This window comes from Inquilinus sp. NPDC058860 (assembly GCF_042743185.1).
In the GTDB taxonomy this organism is placed as follows: Bacteria; Pseudomonadota; Alphaproteobacteria; order DSM-16000; family Inquilinaceae; genus Inquilinus.
The window spans coordinates 86153-101740 of sequence record NZ_JBHYMS010000005.1; the positions used below are offsets into that span (position 1 = coordinate 86153).

The window sequence follows — 15588 nt, forward strand, 5'->3', positions numbered from 1 at the left end:
TTTCGGGGCCAACCCCCTAACTATCAAAACTGGGGCCCAAAACCCCCCCGGGGCCGGCACCCCCCCCCGCTTGGGGGGGGGGGGCCCGCCCCCCCGTGATGAAGAGATCAGCCGCGCCGGGCCTTGGCCGTGCCGGTGCGGGCCTTGCCCAGGCCGATCTTCTTGGCGAAGGCGGAGCGCTGTTCCGCATAGTTCGGCGCGACCATCGGATAGTCGGCCGGCAGGCCCCACTTCGCCCGGTACGCTTCGGGCGACATGCCGTAGGTCGTCCGCAGGTGCCGTTTCAGCATCTTCAGCTTCTTGCCGTCCTCCAGGCAGACGATGTAGTCCGGCTGGACCGAGCGCCGGATCGGCACCGCCGGCTTGGCCGGCGCCGGGGCCGGCTCGGCCGCCGGCGCGGAGCCGATGCCCCGCAGCGCGTCATGAATGGCCTGGATCACCGTCCCGAGCTGATCGGTCGCGACGGTGTTGCGGGAAATATAGGACGTCACGATCTCGGTGGTCATCTGCACCAGATCGTCATTGCTACGTCCGCCGGTGCTTGCTTCATCCTCCATTGTTCAATTCCTTTTCTTTGTGTCGTCAACAGCGACAACGAGGTCGCATTTGATATCGCGCATGTCAACGATAATGGGAAAACTACTGACTATTCTGCAACCGCAAGCTGCGGCCGGACCGGGCCGGCTCGCGCCAAGGAATTGAGCCACGTTCCGGCTCACCCTCCAATGCAAAATGTGCGAAGGTCGCCCGAACCCCCATCCGACCGGACCATCATGACCGACGCCACCAAGACTGTCGCCATTGCCGCCGACCATGCCGGCTACGCCCTGAAGGACCGGCTCCGGACCGTGATCGAGGAGCAGGGGCTGGCGGTGCTGGACCTCGGCACCAGCGGTCCGGACCGGGTCGACTATCCGGATTACGGCCACGCCGTGGCGCGCGCGATCCGGGACGGCCGGGCGACGCGCGGCGTCGTGGTCTGCGGCAGCGGCAGCGGCATCGGCATCTCGATCGCGGCCAACCGCCATCGCGGCGTCCGTGCGGCGCTTTGCCACGACGTCACCACCGCCCGGCTGTGCCGCCAGCACAACGACGCGAACGTGCTGGCGCTCGGCGCCCGAATCATCGGCTTCGAGACCGCCCGGGATTGCCTTGCCGTGTTCCTGTCCACCGACTACGAAGGCGGTCGGCACGGCGACCGCATCGCCAAGCTCGACGTGCCTGCAGCCTGACCAGGATGATCTGCCCATGAGCTCCCCCGACTCCGCCGCCCAGATGACCGCCGCCAGCTCCCTGTTCACTGCCCGCCTGGAAGACACCGACCCGGCCGTGCTGCGCGGCATCCGGGACGAGCTGAAGCGCCAGCAGACGCAGATCGAGCTGATCGCCAGCGAGAACATCGTCTCCCGCGCCGTGCTCGAGGCCCAGGGCTCGGTCCTGACCAACAAATACGCCGAGGGCTATCCGAACCGCCGCTACTACGGCGGCTGCGAATTCGTCGATGTGGCGGAGTCACTGGCGATCGAGCGCGCCTGCAAGCTGTTCGACTGCGCCTACGCCAACGTCCAGCCGCATTCCGGCGCCCAGGCCAACCAGGCGGTGTTCTTCGCCCTGCTGCAGCCGGGCGACACCGTGCTCGGCATGTCGCTGGCCGCCGGCGGCCATCTGACCCACGGCGCGGCGCCGAACCAGTCGGGCAAGTGGTTCAACGCGGTGCAGTACGGCGTCCGCCGCGACGACGCCCGGATCGACTATGACGAGCTGCAGCGCCTGGCCGACGAGCACAAGCCGAAGCTGATCATCGCCGGCGGCTCGGCCTATCCGCGGATCATCGACTTCGCCCGCTTCCGCCAGATCGCGGATTCGGTCGGTGCGTATCTGATGGTCGACATGGCGCATTTTGCCGGCCTGGTCGCCGGCGGCGTGCACCCCAGCCCGCTGCCGCACGCCCACATCGTCACCACCACCACCCACAAGACCCTGCGCGGCCCGCGCGGCGGCATGGTGCTGTCGAACGACCCGGAGATCGGCAAGAAGATCAACTCCTCGGTCTTCCCGGGCCTGCAGGGCGGCCCGCTGATGCATGTCATCGCCGCCAAGGCGGTGGCCTTCGGCGAGGCGCTGCGGCCGGAGTTCAAGCTCTATGCCAAGGCGGTGGTCGACAACGCCAAGCTGCTGGCCGAGACGGTGCGCGCCGGCGGGCTCGACATCGTCTCCGGCGGCACCGACACGCATCTGATGCTGGTCGATCTGCGGCCGAAGAAGCTGACCGGCAAGGCGGCCGAGGCCAGCCTCGAGCATGCCGGCATGACCTGCAACAAGAACGGCGTGCCGTTCGACCCGGAGAAGCCGACCATCACCTCCGGCGTCCGCCTGGGCAGCCCGGCCGCGACCTCGCGCGGCTTCGGCCTGGCCGAGTTCCGCCAGATCGGCGAGATGGCGGTCGAGGTGCTGGACGGCCTGGCCGCCAACCCCGAGGACAACTCGAAGATCGAGCAGGCGGTGCGGGCCCGGGTCGAGGCGCTCTGCGCCCGCTTCCCGATCTACCCGGACCTCTGAGACGGCCCAGGACTGGGAATCCATCCGGCCCGACACTCGATAGATTGTGGTTCGCCCACAACGGATGGTATCCATTCGCTGTGGGCGAAACCATTTCCGGGGGCACCGATGCGCTGTCCATTCTGCGGCCACGACGACACCCAGGTGAAGGATTCGCGGCCTACGGAGGACAATTCGGCGATCCGGCGGCGGCGCTTCTGCCCGGCCTGCGGCGCCCGCTTCACCACCTTCGAGCGGATCCAGCTGCGCGAGCTGACGGTGATCAAGTCGGGCGGCCAGCGCGAGCCCTTCGACCGCGAGAAGCTGCTGCGCTCTATGCGCATCGCCCTGCGCAAACGCGACATCGACATCGAGCGGCTGGAGCGGATCGTCAACTCGCTGGTCCGCCAGCTCGAAAGCTCGGGCGAGAGCGAGATCCCGTCCAAGTCGATCGGCGAGATGGTGATGAAGGCGCTGAGCGGCGTCGACAAAGTCGCCTATATTCGCTACGCCTCGGTCTATCGCGACTTCCAGGAACCCGGCGCCTTCAGCGATTTCGTCGACCAGTTGCGCGGCGAGCGACCCTGACCGGCGTCCGCTGCGCCTGGTTCCGTGTGGTTTCGCTGGAAACCACAGCGCGACCGTCATAGGGTGCCCGCCATGTTCAGCGGCATCATCACCGATGTGGGGCGCGTCGCGGCGATCGAGCGGCGAGGCGACACCCGCTACATCATCGAGACGGCCTTCGACACGGCGACGATCGAGATCGGCGCCTCGGTCGCGCACAACGGCGTCTGCCTGACCGTGATCGAGAAGAGCCCCGGCCGCTTCGCGGTCGAGGCCTCGGCCGAGACCCTGTCGCGCAGCACACTGGGCGACTGGGCGGTCGGCACGGAAGTCAATCTCGAACGCTCGCTCAAGCTCGGCGACGAGATCGGCGGCCATCTGGTCTACGGCCATGTCGACGGCGTCGGCACCATCGTCGACCGCCGGCCGGAGGGCGACAGCGTCCGCTTCACCATCGAGGCCCCGGCCGAGCTGGCGGACTATATCGCCTCCAAGGGCTCGGTGGCGATCGAGGGCGTCTCGCTGACCGTCAACGAGGTCGCCGATACCCCGTCCGGTGCCTGCCGCTTCGGCGTCAACATCATTCCGCACACGCAGTCATGCACGACCTTTCGAAGCTTAAGCACGGATCACCGCGTGAACTTGGAGATCGACATGCTGGCGCGGTACACGGCGCGCCTGCTGCGGGATCGCAAGACCGCCGGCTGAGCCCCGAGGACCAGGCGCTGCTCTCGCCGATCGACGAGATCATCGAGGAGGCGCGCCAGGGCCGCATGTTCATCCTGGTCGACGACGAGGACCGGGAGAACGAGGGCGACCTGGTGATCCCGGCGCAGATGGCGGACGCCGAGGCGGTCAACTTCATGGCCCGCTACGGCCGTGGCCTGATCTGCCTGGCGATGGAGCAGAAGCGGATCGAAGAGCTCGGCCTGCAGCTCATGACCCGCAGCAACGCCTCGCGCCACCAGACCGCCTTCACCGTCTCGATCGAGGCGCGCGAGGGCGTGACCACCGGCATCTCGGCCGCCGACCGGGCCCGCACCATCGCGGTCGCGATCGACCCGGCCTGCGGGCCGGCCGATGTGGCCACGCCCGGCCATGTCTTTCCGCTGGTCGCGCGTGACGGCGGCGTGCTGGAGCGCACCGGCCACACCGAGGCGGCGGTCGACATCTCGCGCCTGGCCGGGCTGTACCCGGCCGGGGTGATCTGCGAGATCATGAACGACGACGGCACCATGGCCCGGCTGCCGGACCTGGTGAAGTTCGCGCAGTTCCACAACCTCAAGATCGGCACCATCGCCGACCTGATCGCCTATCGCCGCTGCCAGGAATCGCTGGTCGAGCGCAAGCTCGAGACCACGATCGAGAGCCGCTGGGGCGGCGACTGGCGGATGCTGGTCTATGTCAACAAGGCGCGCTATGCCGAGCATGTCGTGCTGGTGAAGGGCGACATCTCCGGCGACGACCCGGTGCCGGTGCGCATGCACGCGCTGAACGTGCTGGACGACGTGCTCGGCGACGTCCATGGCGGCAATGCCGGCATCCTGCACGGCGCCATGGAGGCGATCGGCCGCGAGGGCAGGGGCGTCGTGGTGCTGATCCGCGAACCTCAGCCCGACAGCCTGAGCGAACGGCTGCAGCGGCGGCTCGAAGGCATGCCGGCGAAGGAGAGCGGGCACGAGCTGCGCGACTACGGCGTCGGCGCCCAGATCCTGCTCGACCTCGGCGTGCGCAAGCTGATCGTGCTGTCCAACCATCCCCGCACCATCGTCGGCATCGACGGCTACGGCCTGACCGTGGTCGAGCAGCGCGCCATCGCCGGCGTCCAGGAGGATTGACACATGGTCGCCAAGACCGAGACGCGGCCCGTGTCCTTCACCGGCCCGGCGCCCCACATCCTGATCGTCGAGGCCCGCTTCTACGAGGACATCACCGACGAGCTGGCGCGCGGCGCCGTCGCGGTGCTGGAGCAGATCGGCGCCACCTATGAGCGCATCGCCGTGCCGGGGGCGCTGGAGATCCCCGCCGCGGTGCAGATCGCCTCGACCTCGGCCCGCCGCTTCGACGGCTATGTCGCGCTCGGCTGCGTCATCCGCGGCGAGACCTCGCATTACGACACGGTGTGCAACGAGAGCGCCCGCGGCCTGCAGGATCTCGCCCTGCGGCACGGCCTCGCCATCGGCAACGGCATCCTGACCGTCGAGAACGAGGCCCAGGCCTGGGCCCGTGCCAGGGTCGCCGAGATGGACAAGGGCGGCGCCGCCGCCCGGGCCGCGCTGGCGATGATCCAGCTGAAGCGGCACTTCAAGCAGCTGACGGCCTGACCGATGGCGATTCCGAAACCCTCCGCCAAGGCCCGCCGCAGCGCCGCCCGTCTCGCCGCCGTCCAGGCGCTGTACCAGCTCGAGCAGTCGGGCACGCCGCTCGACAAGGTGATCGCCGAGTTCGTCCATCACCGCTTCGGCGAGCCGGTCGAGGGCGAGGCGATGGTGGAGCCCGACGCCCCGCTGTTCGGCGACATCGTGCGCGGCACCCGGGTGCGCAGCGACGAGGTCGACGCCCTGGTGTCCGGCGCGCTCGACAGCCAGTTCTCGCTGGCCCGGCTCGACCTGCTGCTGCGCTGCGTGATGCGGGCCGGCGCCTGGGAATTGCTGGCCAATCTGCACGTGCCGGCGCCGATCGTGATCTCGGAATACGTCAACGTCACCCGCGCCTTCTTCGGCGGCAAGGAGCCGGCGATGGTGAACGCGGTGCTCGACCGCATCGCCCGCGAGCGGCGGCCCGACGAACCGCGCGCCGGCTAGGAACCGCCATGGGGCTCGGCGAGTTCGAGCGCATCGATCGCTACTTCCGGCCGCTGGCCCGGGCGACGCCCGGCGCGCTCGGCCTGGCCGACGATGCGGCGCTGCTCGACCCCGGCGAGGGCCGCGACCTGGTGGTCACCACCGACGCCTTGGTCGAGACCGTCCACTACCTGCCGGACGAGGATCCGGCGCGGGTGGCGCAGAAGCTCCTGCGCTCCAACCTGTCGGACCTGGCGGCCAAGGGCGCGGCGCCTCTCGCCTACACCTTGACCCTGGCGCTGCCGGCGCAGCCGGACGAGAGCTGGATCGAGCGCTTCGTCGAGGGGCTTGCGGCCGACCAGGCCCTCTACGGTATCGGGCTGCTCGGCGGTGATTCGGTGCGGACGCCGGGGACCGCGGTGCTGTCGGTCACCGCCTTCGGCACGGTGCCGCAGGGCGCGATGCTGCGCCGCTCCGGCGCCCGGCCCGGCGACGACCTCTATGTCAGCGGCACGCTCGGCGATGCCGCGCTGGGCCTGCGTGCGATCCTCGGGCGGTTGCCGGGGCTGGCGTCGGACGCCGTCGCGGCGCTGGCGCAGCGCCACCGCGTGCCGGAGCCGCGGATGGCGCTCGGCCAGGCACTCATCGGCCTGGCCCATGCGGCGATGGATGTGTCGGACGGGCTGCCCGGCGACCTGCCGCATCTCTGCGCCGCCTCCGGCGTGGCGGCGGAGGTCGAGCTGGCGCGGCTGCCGCTGTCCGACGCCGCCCGCGCCGCCATCGCCCTCGACCCGGCCCTGCAGGACATCGCCTGGGGCGGCGGCGAGGATTACGAGCTGCTGTTCAGCGCCCCGGCATCGGCCCGGGCCGCGATCGAGACGGCCGCCGCGGCCACGGGGACCGCGATCACCCGGATCGGCCGGATTTCGGCGGGGCAGGGGGCGCGGCTGTTCGACCCGCAGGGCCGTCCCGTCGAGTCGCTGACCGGCTGGCGGCATTTCTGACCGCGACACCGGCTCCGGCTGCCACGAAACGGCCCGAATCGCTGCCTCGAAAGCCCCTCTCGCTGCCATAAAGCAAAGAAATTTCACGCTGATTGCCCTGACCTTCCTGCTCTGGCATCGTTTCCGCGCAAAAGAAGCGGAGCCGGCCTGAACCGGGCCGGTACGTCATCAACAGGGGCGAGGGACTCAAGAATGATGTCAGCGGTCCTTGTCTTCGTGCTGGCCTGCGGCCTCGGCGCGTTAGCCTATGGCGTGTGGGCTTCACGGAGCGTGTTGTCGGCCAGTCCGGGCGATGCCCGAATGCAGGCAATCGCCGCCGCGATTCAGGAAGGCGCCGGCGCCTATCTGAACCGGCAGTATCTCACCATCGGCGTGGTCGGCGTGGTCATCGCCATCATCGTCTCGCTGCTTCTCGGCATCTCCGTCGGCATCGGCTTCATCATCGGCGCCGTGCTCTCCGGCGCCGCCGGCTACATCGGCATGAACATCTCGGTCCGGGCCAATGTCCGCACCGCCGAGGCGTCCCGCCAGGGCCTGGCCGCCGGCCTCGCCATCGCCTTCCGCTCCGGCGCCGTCACCGGCATGCTGGTGGCCGGCCTGGCGCTGATCGCCGTCGCCGGCTACTACACCATCCTGCTCGCCTCCGGCGCCACCGGCCGCGGCCTGATCGACCCGCTGGTGGCGCTCGGCTTCGGCGCCTCGCTGATCTCGATCTTCGCCCGCCTCGGCGGCGGCATCTTCACCAAGGGCGCCGATGTCGGCGCCGACCTGGTCGGCAAGGTCGAGGCCGGCATCCCCGAGGACGATCCGCGCAACCCGGCCGTGATCGCCGACAATGTCGGCGACAATGTCGGCGACTGCGCCGGCATGGCCGCCGACCTGTTCGAGACCTACGCCGTCACCACCGTCGCCACCATGGTGCTGGCGTCGATCTTCTTCGCCGGGGCTGCGGCGATGGCGTCGATGATGGTCTATCCGCTCGCGATCGGCGCGGTCTGCATCCTGGCCTCGATCGCCGGCACCTTCTTCGTCAAGCTCGGCGCCAACAACAACATCATGGGCGCGCTGTACCGCGGCTTCGTGGTCTCGGCGGGGCTGTCGCTGGTCGGCATCCTGCTGGTCACCTGGGTCGTGGTCGGCTTCGGCGGCAGCTACGCCGTTGGCGGCGGCAGCTTCAGCGGCTTCTCCCTGTTCCTGTGTGGGGTCAGCGGCCTGGTCGTCACCGGCCTGCTGATCTGGACCACGGAATACTACACCGGCACGAACTTCCGGCCGGTGCAGTCGGTCGCCCAGGCCTCGACCACCGGCCACGGCACCAATGTGATCCAGGGCCTCGCCATCTCGATGGAATCGACCGCGGTCCCGGCGCTGATCATCTGCGTCGCCATCATCGTCACCTATCTGCTGGCCGGCCTGTTCGGCATCGCTATCGCGGTCACCAGCATGCTGGCCCTGGCCGGCATGGTCGTGGCGCTCGACGCCTATGGCCCGGTCACCGACAATGCCGGCGGCATCGCCGAGATGGCCGACCTGCCGGCGGAGGTCCGGGTCACCACCGACGCGCTGGACGCGGTCGGCAACACCACCAAGGCGGTGACCAAGGGCTACGCCATCGGCTCGGCCGGCCTCGGCGCGCTGGTGCTGTTCTCGGCCTACACCTCGGACCTGAACTTCTTCATCGGCAATCCGGGCGAGCATCCCTATTTCCAGGGCCTGACGCTCGATTTCTCCCTGGCCAACCCCTATGTCGTGGTCGGCCTGCTGCTCGGCGGCCTGCTGCCCTACCTGTTCGGCGCGCTCGGCATGACCGCGGTCGGCCGCGCCGCCGGATCGGTGGTGGAGGAGGTGCGCCGCCAGTTCCGCGAGGATGCCGGCATCATGGCGGGGACCAGCCGGCCGGACTACAAGCGCGCGGTCGACATGCTGACCAAGGCGGCGATCCGCGAGATGATCGTGCCGTCGCTGCTGCCGGTGCTGGCGCCGATCGTTCTGTACTTCGTGATCGAGGCGATCGCCGGCCGATCCGCCGCCTTCTCATCGCTCGGGGCGATGCTGCTCGGCGTCATCGTCACCGGCCTGTTCGTCGCCATCTCGATGACCTCGGGCGGCGGCGCGTGGGACAACGCCAAGAAGTACATCGAGGAGGGCAACCACGGCGGCAAGGGGTCCGACGCGCACAAGGCGGCCGTCACCGGCGACACCGTCGGCGACCCTTACAAGGACACCGCCGGCCCGGCGGTCAACCCGATGATCAAGATCACCAACATCGTGGCGCTGCTGCTGCTGGCGATCCTCGCCCACTGATCGCCGAGCTCACGACAAGAACCCCGGCGCCGACGGCGCCGGGGTTTCCCATGCCCTGCGGTCGCGGCTAGTAGTTGCCGCCGGCGACCGAGCTGGCGACGCCGCCGGCGCCGACCGAGCGATTCGGCGCGGAGGGGGTGGTGCCCTCGTTGTTGAAGCGGCCGATATTGCCCAGGAACTGCTCCAGGATGCCGATGCGGCGGCCCAGCGTCGGGGTCTCGCGCGACACCAGCGCCACCTGCTCGCCGTCCTCCAGGTTCAGTTCCTTCATGTCGGTCAGCGTGCTGCTGGTCGGATCGAACTGCATGCGCAGGACCCGGCGCTTCGTCACCTCGGGCGCGAAGAAGGCCACCGTCTCGACCCGCTGCCCGATGTAGTACCAGGTGTTGTCGTCGAAGGTGGACACCGTGGTCGGGGTCCCCAGGATCGTCGCGACATCCGACTTGGTGCTGGTTCCGGTGTGGACCTGTTCGAGCCGGTAATCCTCGACGAGGTTGCCGCGTGTCGCCACCCGCGGCGTGCAGGCCGTCAGCGCCGCCACCGCGAGCAGGCCGGCCGCCATGGTCCGGACGACCCTTGCTCTTTCCGTCATCGCCTCATGTCTCCGCGCCCCTGGGGGCTCCCAATTGAAGGCTACCCTCTAGCACACCACGTCAAGCTCGACCAATATCGCGCATCCTTTGCGCAAAACCGATCGGTCCCGTGCTGTCCAAGCTGTTCACCCGCCACCGCCGCGAACGCGTCGCCGCCGAGCTCTACGTCAAGCTGGTCGAGCAGGCGCGCAGCCCGGCCTTCTACACCGCCTGCGGCGTGCCGGATACGCTGGACGGTCGGTTCGAGGCGCTGGCCCTGCACGCCTTCCTGGTGTTCCACCGGCTGAAAGGCGAAGCCGCGCCGGCCCCGGAGTTCTCCCAGGCCCTGTTCGACCACATGTTCGGCGACATGGATCTGAGCCTGCGCGAGATCGGCGTCACCGATTTCAGCATCGGCAAGAAGGTGAAGGCGATGGGGCGCGGCTTCTACGGCCGCATCGTCGCCTATGACCGCGGCCTGGCCGCCGCCGATCCGGAGGAACTGGAAGCCGCACTGCGTCGTAACCTCTACGGCACGGTCGAACCGGCGCCGGGGCAGGTGAGGGCGGTCGCCGCCTATCTGCGCCGCGAGGTCGCCGGCCTGGCGGCGCAGCCGGCGGCGGCGCTGCTGGCCGGCGAGGTGCGGTTCGGCGCGGCGCCCGGGATGGTGGAGGCAGCCTGATGACGATCCCCGAATTCAGCCGCGTGGTCGGCGTCAACACCCTGCCGCGCGGCGGCCGGACCATCGCCATCGAGGCCGACGAGGCCGAGCGCGCGGCGCTGGCTCGACGCTTCGATCTGCTGGCGCTGGACGAGTTCCGGGCGCGATTCACCCTGACGCCGGGGCGCGGCGACACGGTTGTGGTGGCCGGCGCGCTGGCCGCCGCGGTGGTGCAGCGCTGCGTGGTGACGCTGGATCCCGTGCCGGCCGCGGTCGAGGATGAGATCGAGGCCGTCTTCGCCGACGCGGCGGGGCGGGACGAGGCGGAGGTCGAGGTCGATCCGCTGACGGCGGAGGTCGAGCCGCTGGTCGACGGCCGCATCGATCTGGGCGAGCTCGCGGCGCAGCACCTGTCGCTGACCCTCGACCCCTATCCGCGGTCGCCCGACGCGCCGGAGCCCGCGGCCGAGCCGCCGGAGGGCGAGCCGGAGACGCGCCGGCCCTTCGCCGTGCTCAAGGGCGGCGGTGATGACAAGGCAGAGGACTGATCGCTTTTCCTTGCCCCGTCGGGCCTTTTCCATTAAGTAACGCCCGTCCGAGGCGGCCCCCCTGGTGCCGCCTTTTCGTATCGAGAGTTCAAGCAAATGGCTGTTCCGAAGAAGAAGACGTCGAAGTCGCGGCGCGACATGCGGCGTTCGCACCACGCTCTGGCCGGCTCGACCTATGTCGAGTGCGCGAATTGCGGCGAGCTGGCCCGTCCGCACCATGTCTGCGACTCCTGCGGCCACTATCACGGCCGTGAGGTGGTCAGCGAGACGACGGCGACCGCCTGATCGACTGCGCCCGCATAGGGAATGTCCGACCCGGCGGCCTCTGGCCCAGTGACGATCGCGCTCGACGCCATGGGGGGCGATCGGGCGCCAGCGATGGTGCTCGAAGGGGCGGAGATTGCCCGCACGCATCATCCGGATGTGCACTTCCTGATCGTCGGTGACGAGGCGCTGATCGCGCCGCTTCTGGCGAAACGGCCGGCGCTGGCCGCGGTGTCGACGATTCGGCACACCGCCGACGTCATCACCAACGAGGACAAGCCGTCCACCGCGCTGCGCAGCGGGCGCAACTCCAGCATGCGTCTGGCCATCGATGCGGTGGCCGCGGGCGAGGCGCAGTGCGTCGTCTCCGCCGGCAACACCGGCGCGCTGATGGCGACCGCGAAGATCGTGTTCAAGACGCTGCCGGGCATCGACCGGCCGGCGATCGCGTCGTTTTTCCCGACGCTGCGCGGCGAGAGCGTCATGCTCGACCTCGGCGCCAACATCGAATGCGACGCCGAGAACCTGGTCCAGTTCGCCATCATGGGCTCGGTCTTCGCCAAGGCGGTGCTGGGCTTGGTCGACCCCACGGTCGGCCTGCTCAATGTCGGATCCGAGGCGCTGAAGGGGCCGGATGCGGTGCGGGATGCCGCCGCGCGGCTGCGCGAGTTGGAATTCCCCGGCCGGTTCGAGGGCTTCGTCGAGGGCGATGATATCCCGGCCGGGAAGGTCGACGTGGTCGTCACCGACGGCTTCTCCGGCAACATCGCGCTCAAGACCGCCGAGGGCACCGCCAAGCTCTACGCCACTTGGCTGCGTCACGCCTTCCGATCCTCCTGGCTCGCCTCGCTCGGCTACCTGCTGGCGCGCGGCGCCTTCCGCCGGCTGCGGCACCGGACCGACCCGCGCCAGTACAACGGCGCGCTGTTTCTCGGCCTCAACGGCATCTGCGTGAAGAGCCACGGCGGCACCGACGGCGAGGGCTTCGCCCATGCCATCGATGTCGGGGTCGATCTGGTCATTCACGGTTTCAATGATAAGGTTAAGCAGGAGTTCAGCCGTTTCGAAGGCAATCGGAACGGCGACGACGCTGCTTCGACGGCTTCACCGACTGCTCCGATCGGGATCGAACAACCGCAATGACAGTCCGCCGCGCGCGCATCATCGGATGCGGTTCTGCCCTGCCTGACCGCGTCGTCACCAACGCCGACCTGGCCCGGACGGTGGACACCTCCGACGAGTGGATCGTCCAGCGCACCGGCATCAATGTCCGCCACATCGCGGGGCCGGACGAGAAGACCTCGGACCTGGCGCTGGCTGCGGCCCGCAAGGCGCTGGCCATGGCCAAGGTCGAGGGCAGCGACCTCGACCTGATCGTGCTGGCCACGACGACGCCGGACCAGACCTTCCCGGCGACCGCGGTGCGGGTCCAGGCCGCGCTCGGCATGACCCGCGGCGCCGCCTTCGACATCCAGGCCGTCTGTTCGGGCTTCGTCTACGCCCTCTCGATCGTCGACAACATGATCCGGCTCGGCCAGGCGCGCACGGCGCTGGTGATCGGGGCCGAGACCTTCTCGCGACTGCTCGACTGGAACGACCGCTCCACCTGCGTGCTGTTCGGCGACGGCGCCGGCGCCGTGGTGCTGCGCGCGGTCGAGGGTGGCGGCACCACCGACGATCCCGGCATCCTGTCGACCCATCTGCATTCCGACGGCCGTCACGAGGACAAGCTCTACGTCGATGGCGGGCCGTCCTCGACCGGCACCGTCGGCCATGTCCGGATGGAAGGCCGCGAGGTGTTCAAGCACGCGGTCATCAACCTGGCCGAGGTGGTCGAGGAGGCGCTGGCCGCCAACGGCCTGACCCCGGCCGACATCGACTGGCTGGTGCCGCACCAGGCGAACAAGCGCATCATCGACGCCACCGCCCGCAAGCTCGACCTGCCGCCGGAGAAGGTGGTGCTGACGGTGCAGAAGCATGCGAACACCTCCGCCGCATCGATCCCGCTCGCGCTGGCGGAGGCCGTGTCCGACGGCCGCATCAAGCCCGGCGACCTCGTCCTGCTCGAGGCCATGGGTGGCGGACTGACCTGGGGTGCCGCCCTGGTGCGGTGGTAATCCGCTGATAAGCAGTTAGCGGGCCTCGCCTGAGGGGGCCGTTAGGAAATTCGCCCAACGCTTTGGAATTGACGGATTATTTTGCGGAGGGTACCGTCCATGGACGGTCTTCCTTCGCAATTGCCCGTCAGGGGGAGGCGGCATGGCGGAAACGGTGACACGAGCCCAGCTCAGCGAATCGCTCTATCAGGAAATCGGTTTGTCTCGTAACGAGTCCGCCGATCTTGTTGAGACGGTACTTGAAGAAATCTCCGAAGCGCTCGAGCGCGGCGAGACGGTGAAAATCTCGTCCTTCGGCACCTTCGGGGTACGCCAGAAGGGGCAGCGAATCGGGCGCAACCCGAAGACCGGGCAGGAGGTGCCGATCCTGCCGCGCCGGGTGCTGGTGTTCCGCGCCTCGCATGTGCTGAAGGGGCGCATCAACGGCACCAATCCTCCCCTGGACGACGACGAGTAAGCCATGGCAGGAATGGGAGGATCGGAAGCGAAGCCCGCGCCGCTGCGCAAGTCGGCGACGGCCTATCGCACGATCAGCGAAGTGTCCGACGACCTCGCCGTGCCGCAGCATGTGCTGCGGTTCTGGGAGACCAAGTTTTCCCAGGTCCGCCCGCTCAAGCGCGGCGGCGGTCGCCGGTACTATCGCCCCGAGGATGTCCAGCTGCTGCGCCGGATCCAGCGCCTCCTCTATGAGGAGGGCTACACCATCAAGGGCGTGCAGCGCCTGCTGAAGGAGGGCAAGCCGGCCGAGGCCGACGCGCCGGCCGCGGCATCGGGTGAGGCGGCCCCTTCCGGACCGGCTCACCCCCTCCCGGTCACCCGGACCAAGCCGGGCAAGCCGCGCGACGAGATGCAGCTCTCGCTCCTGGCCGGCGCCGGACGCGAAGGCCGCGCCCAGGGCATCTCGGCCGAGCTGCGCGACGAGCTGACCGTGCTGCTGGCGGAGCTGAAGCGCCTGCAGACCGCCCTGCGCGGCGACGCCTGAGGGCCGCCTGCTGCCGGGCGTCCCTCAGTAATCCGTGATGCCGCTGCGCGGGATCCGCACCTCGCGGTGGATCCAGACGCTGAGCAGGATGCCGCAGCCCATCAGCAGGGTCAGCATCGCGGTGCCGCCATAGGACACCAGGGGCAGCGGGATGCCCACCACCGGGATCAGCCCGGTGACCATCGCGACATTGACGAAGACGTAGAGGAAGAAGGTCGTGGTCAGGCCGACCCCGACCAGCCGGGCGAAATGGCTGCGGGCGCTGAGTGCGATCATCAGCCCGTAGACGAACAGCATGGTGTAGAGGAACAGCAGGATCAGCGCGCCCACCATGCCGAACTCCTCGGCCAGCACCACGAAGATGAAGTCGGTGTGCTTCTCCGGCAGGAACATCAGCTGGCTCTGCGTGCCGGCGGTGAAGCCCTTGCCGAACAGGGCGCCGGAGCCGAGCGCGATCTTCGACTGCATGATGTTGTAGCCGGCGCCGAGCGGGTCGCGCTCAGGCTCCAGGAAGGTGTAGACGCGGTTCTTCTGGTAGTCGTGCAGGAACTCCCAGCCGATCGGGATCGCCGACAGGCCGAGCGCGATGGCCACCGCGAACTTCCACAGCCGCACGCCGGTGGCGAACAGCACCGCGCCGCCGGTCAGGATCAGCAGCATGGCGGTGCCGAGGTTGGGCTGCATCAGCACCAGCCCGACCGGCGCCAGGATCAGCAGCAGCGGTGCGATCAGCACCAGCGGGTTGCGCACCTCGACCAGCGAGAAGCCGTGGAAATGGCGGGCGAGGGCGAGGACCAGCGCGATCTTCATCAGCTCCGAGGGCTGGATCACCAGCGGGCCGAGGTTGATCCAGCGCTCGGCGCCCATGCCGGTGTGGCCCATGAACTCGACCACGATCAGCAGCGCGAAGACGATGGCGTAGATCGGGTAGGCGAGCTTCATCCACACCCGGATGTCGACCAGCGCCAGCAGCAGCATGACGACGAAGCCGGTGGCGAAGCGGGTGAGCTGGCGGCTGGCCCAGGGCTCCCAGGAGCCGCCGCCGGCGGAATAGAGCAGCATCACCCCGACCGCGGCGATGGCGCAGACCAGGATCACCAGGCCCCAGCTCATCAGCTGCAGCTTGGTCAGGATGGTGTAGTGCGGGGCGTCGTCGCGAATCCGGAAGCTGCTCATGAACCAGGACAATCCGCCGTCGCCGTGACGGCGGCCGGACTATGCGCCGGAGAGCCTGGAGGGGCAAGATTG

Annotated in this window: 19 protein-coding genes; 16 read left to right on the forward strand and 3 right to left on the reverse strand. The window is 69.0% G+C overall.

The window, feature by feature from the left end; all coding sequences use genetic code 11:
• Window positions 1-107: 107 nt before the first annotated feature.
• Window positions 108-557, reverse strand: coding sequence for a MucR family transcriptional regulator (locus tag ACFW16_RS05245; RefSeq protein ID WP_380302564.1), 450 nt, complete (start codon window positions 555-557; stop codon window positions 108-110).
• A gap of 216 nt (window positions 558-773) precedes the next feature.
• On the opposite strand from ACFW16_RS05245, the gene rpiB reads away from it, so the two are divergent.
• From rpiB to ACFW16_RS05290, 9 genes are all read left to right on the forward strand, one after another.
• Window positions 774-1232, forward strand: a complete 459-nt coding sequence (gene rpiB / locus ACFW16_RS05250) for a ribose 5-phosphate isomerase B (RefSeq protein WP_380302566.1) — start codon at window positions 774-776, stop codon at window positions 1230-1232.
• 43 nt (window positions 1233-1275) lie between these two features.
• Complete coding sequence (gene glyA, locus ACFW16_RS05255; protein ID WP_380302748.1) at window positions 1276-2559, forward strand: serine hydroxymethyltransferase; 1284 nt, start codon at window positions 1276-1278, stop codon at window positions 2557-2559.
• Window positions 2560-2667: 108 nt separating this feature from the next.
• Window positions 2668-3126, forward strand: a complete 459-nt coding sequence (gene nrdR, locus ACFW16_RS05260) for a transcriptional regulator NrdR (protein ID WP_309796245.1) — start codon at window positions 2668-2670, stop codon at window positions 3124-3126.
• A 72-nt stretch (window positions 3127-3198) separates the two neighbouring features.
• On the forward strand, window positions 3199-3813 hold the full coding sequence (locus tag ACFW16_RS05265; RefSeq protein ID WP_380302568.1) for a riboflavin synthase: 615 nt from the start codon (window positions 3199-3201) through the stop codon (window positions 3811-3813).
• Window positions 3810-4943, forward strand: coding sequence for a 3,4-dihydroxy-2-butanone-4-phosphate synthase (gene ribB, locus ACFW16_RS05270; RefSeq protein WP_380302749.1), 1134 nt, complete (start codon window positions 3810-3812; stop codon window positions 4941-4943). Before ACFW16_RS05265 ends, ribB begins: the two co-directional genes overlap by 4 nt.
• 3 nt (window positions 4944-4946) lie before the next feature.
• Complete coding sequence (locus ACFW16_RS05275) at window positions 4947-5429, forward strand: 6,7-dimethyl-8-ribityllumazine synthase (protein WP_380302570.1); 483 nt, start codon at window positions 4947-4949, stop codon at window positions 5427-5429.
• Window positions 5430-5432: 3 nt separating this feature from the next.
• Window positions 5433-5909, forward strand: coding sequence for a transcription antitermination factor NusB (nusB, locus tag ACFW16_RS05280; RefSeq protein WP_380302572.1), 477 nt, complete (start codon window positions 5433-5435; stop codon window positions 5907-5909).
• Window positions 5910-5917: 8 nt separating this feature from the next.
• On the forward strand, window positions 5918-6892 hold the full coding sequence (gene thiL / locus ACFW16_RS05285) for a thiamine-phosphate kinase (protein WP_380302574.1): 975 nt from the start codon (window positions 5918-5920) through the stop codon (window positions 6890-6892).
• A 195-nt stretch (window positions 6893-7087) separates the two neighbouring features.
• Window positions 7088-9196 carry a sodium-translocating pyrophosphatase gene (locus tag ACFW16_RS05290; RefSeq protein WP_380302576.1) on the forward strand — a complete coding sequence of 703 codons (2109 nt, stop codon included), beginning with the start codon at window positions 7088-7090 and terminating at the stop codon, window positions 9194-9196.
• 67 nt (window positions 9197-9263) lie between these two features.
• On the opposite strand, the gene ACFW16_RS05295 is transcribed toward ACFW16_RS05290, so the two are convergent.
• Window positions 9264-9788 carry an outer membrane protein assembly factor BamE gene (locus ACFW16_RS05295; RefSeq protein WP_380302577.1) on the reverse strand — a complete coding sequence of 175 codons (525 nt, stop codon included), beginning with the start codon at window positions 9786-9788 and terminating at the stop codon, window positions 9264-9266.
• 110 nt (window positions 9789-9898) lie between these two features.
• On the opposite strand from ACFW16_RS05295, the gene ACFW16_RS05300 reads away from it, so the two are divergent.
• From ACFW16_RS05300 to ACFW16_RS05330, 7 genes are all read left to right on the forward strand, one after another.
• Complete coding sequence (locus tag ACFW16_RS05300) at window positions 9899-10450, forward strand: ubiquinol-cytochrome C chaperone family protein (protein ID WP_380302579.1); 552 nt, start codon at window positions 9899-9901, stop codon at window positions 10448-10450.
• Entirely contained in the window at window positions 10450-10977 is a 528-nt protein-coding gene (locus ACFW16_RS05305; RefSeq protein ID WP_380302581.1) for a YceD family protein, read from the forward strand. The genes ACFW16_RS05300 and ACFW16_RS05305 overlap by 1 nt, the downstream gene beginning before the upstream one ends.
• Window positions 10978-11073: 96 nt before the next feature.
• Entirely contained in the window at window positions 11074-11262 is a 189-nt protein-coding gene (rpmF, locus tag ACFW16_RS05310; RefSeq protein WP_034833247.1) for a 50S ribosomal protein L32, read from the forward strand.
• A gap of 21 nt (window positions 11263-11283) precedes the next feature.
• Entirely contained in the window at window positions 11284-12384 is a 1101-nt protein-coding gene (gene plsX, locus ACFW16_RS05315) for a phosphate acyltransferase PlsX (protein WP_380302583.1), read from the forward strand.
• A complete protein-coding gene (locus ACFW16_RS05320; RefSeq protein WP_380302585.1) occupies window positions 12381-13358 on the forward strand; it encodes a beta-ketoacyl-ACP synthase III in 978 nt (325 codons plus the stop codon). Before plsX ends, ACFW16_RS05320 begins: the two co-directional genes overlap by 4 nt.
• 142 nt (window positions 13359-13500) lie before the next feature.
• A complete protein-coding gene (locus tag ACFW16_RS05325; RefSeq protein ID WP_342235057.1) occupies window positions 13501-13815 on the forward strand; it encodes an integration host factor subunit alpha in 315 nt (104 codons plus the stop codon).
• A gap of 3 nt (window positions 13816-13818) precedes the next feature.
• A complete protein-coding gene (locus ACFW16_RS05330; RefSeq protein WP_380302588.1) occupies window positions 13819-14340 on the forward strand; it encodes a MerR family transcriptional regulator in 522 nt (173 codons plus the stop codon).
• Window positions 14341-14364: 24 nt separating this feature from the next.
• Here ACFW16_RS05330 and rodA read toward each other — a convergent pair whose 3' ends face one another.
• Window positions 14365-15516 carry a rod shape-determining protein RodA gene (gene rodA, locus ACFW16_RS05335; RefSeq protein WP_380302590.1) on the reverse strand — a complete coding sequence of 384 codons (1152 nt, stop codon included), beginning with the start codon at window positions 15514-15516 and terminating at the stop codon, window positions 14365-14367.
• Window positions 15517-15588 lie beyond the last annotated feature (72 nt).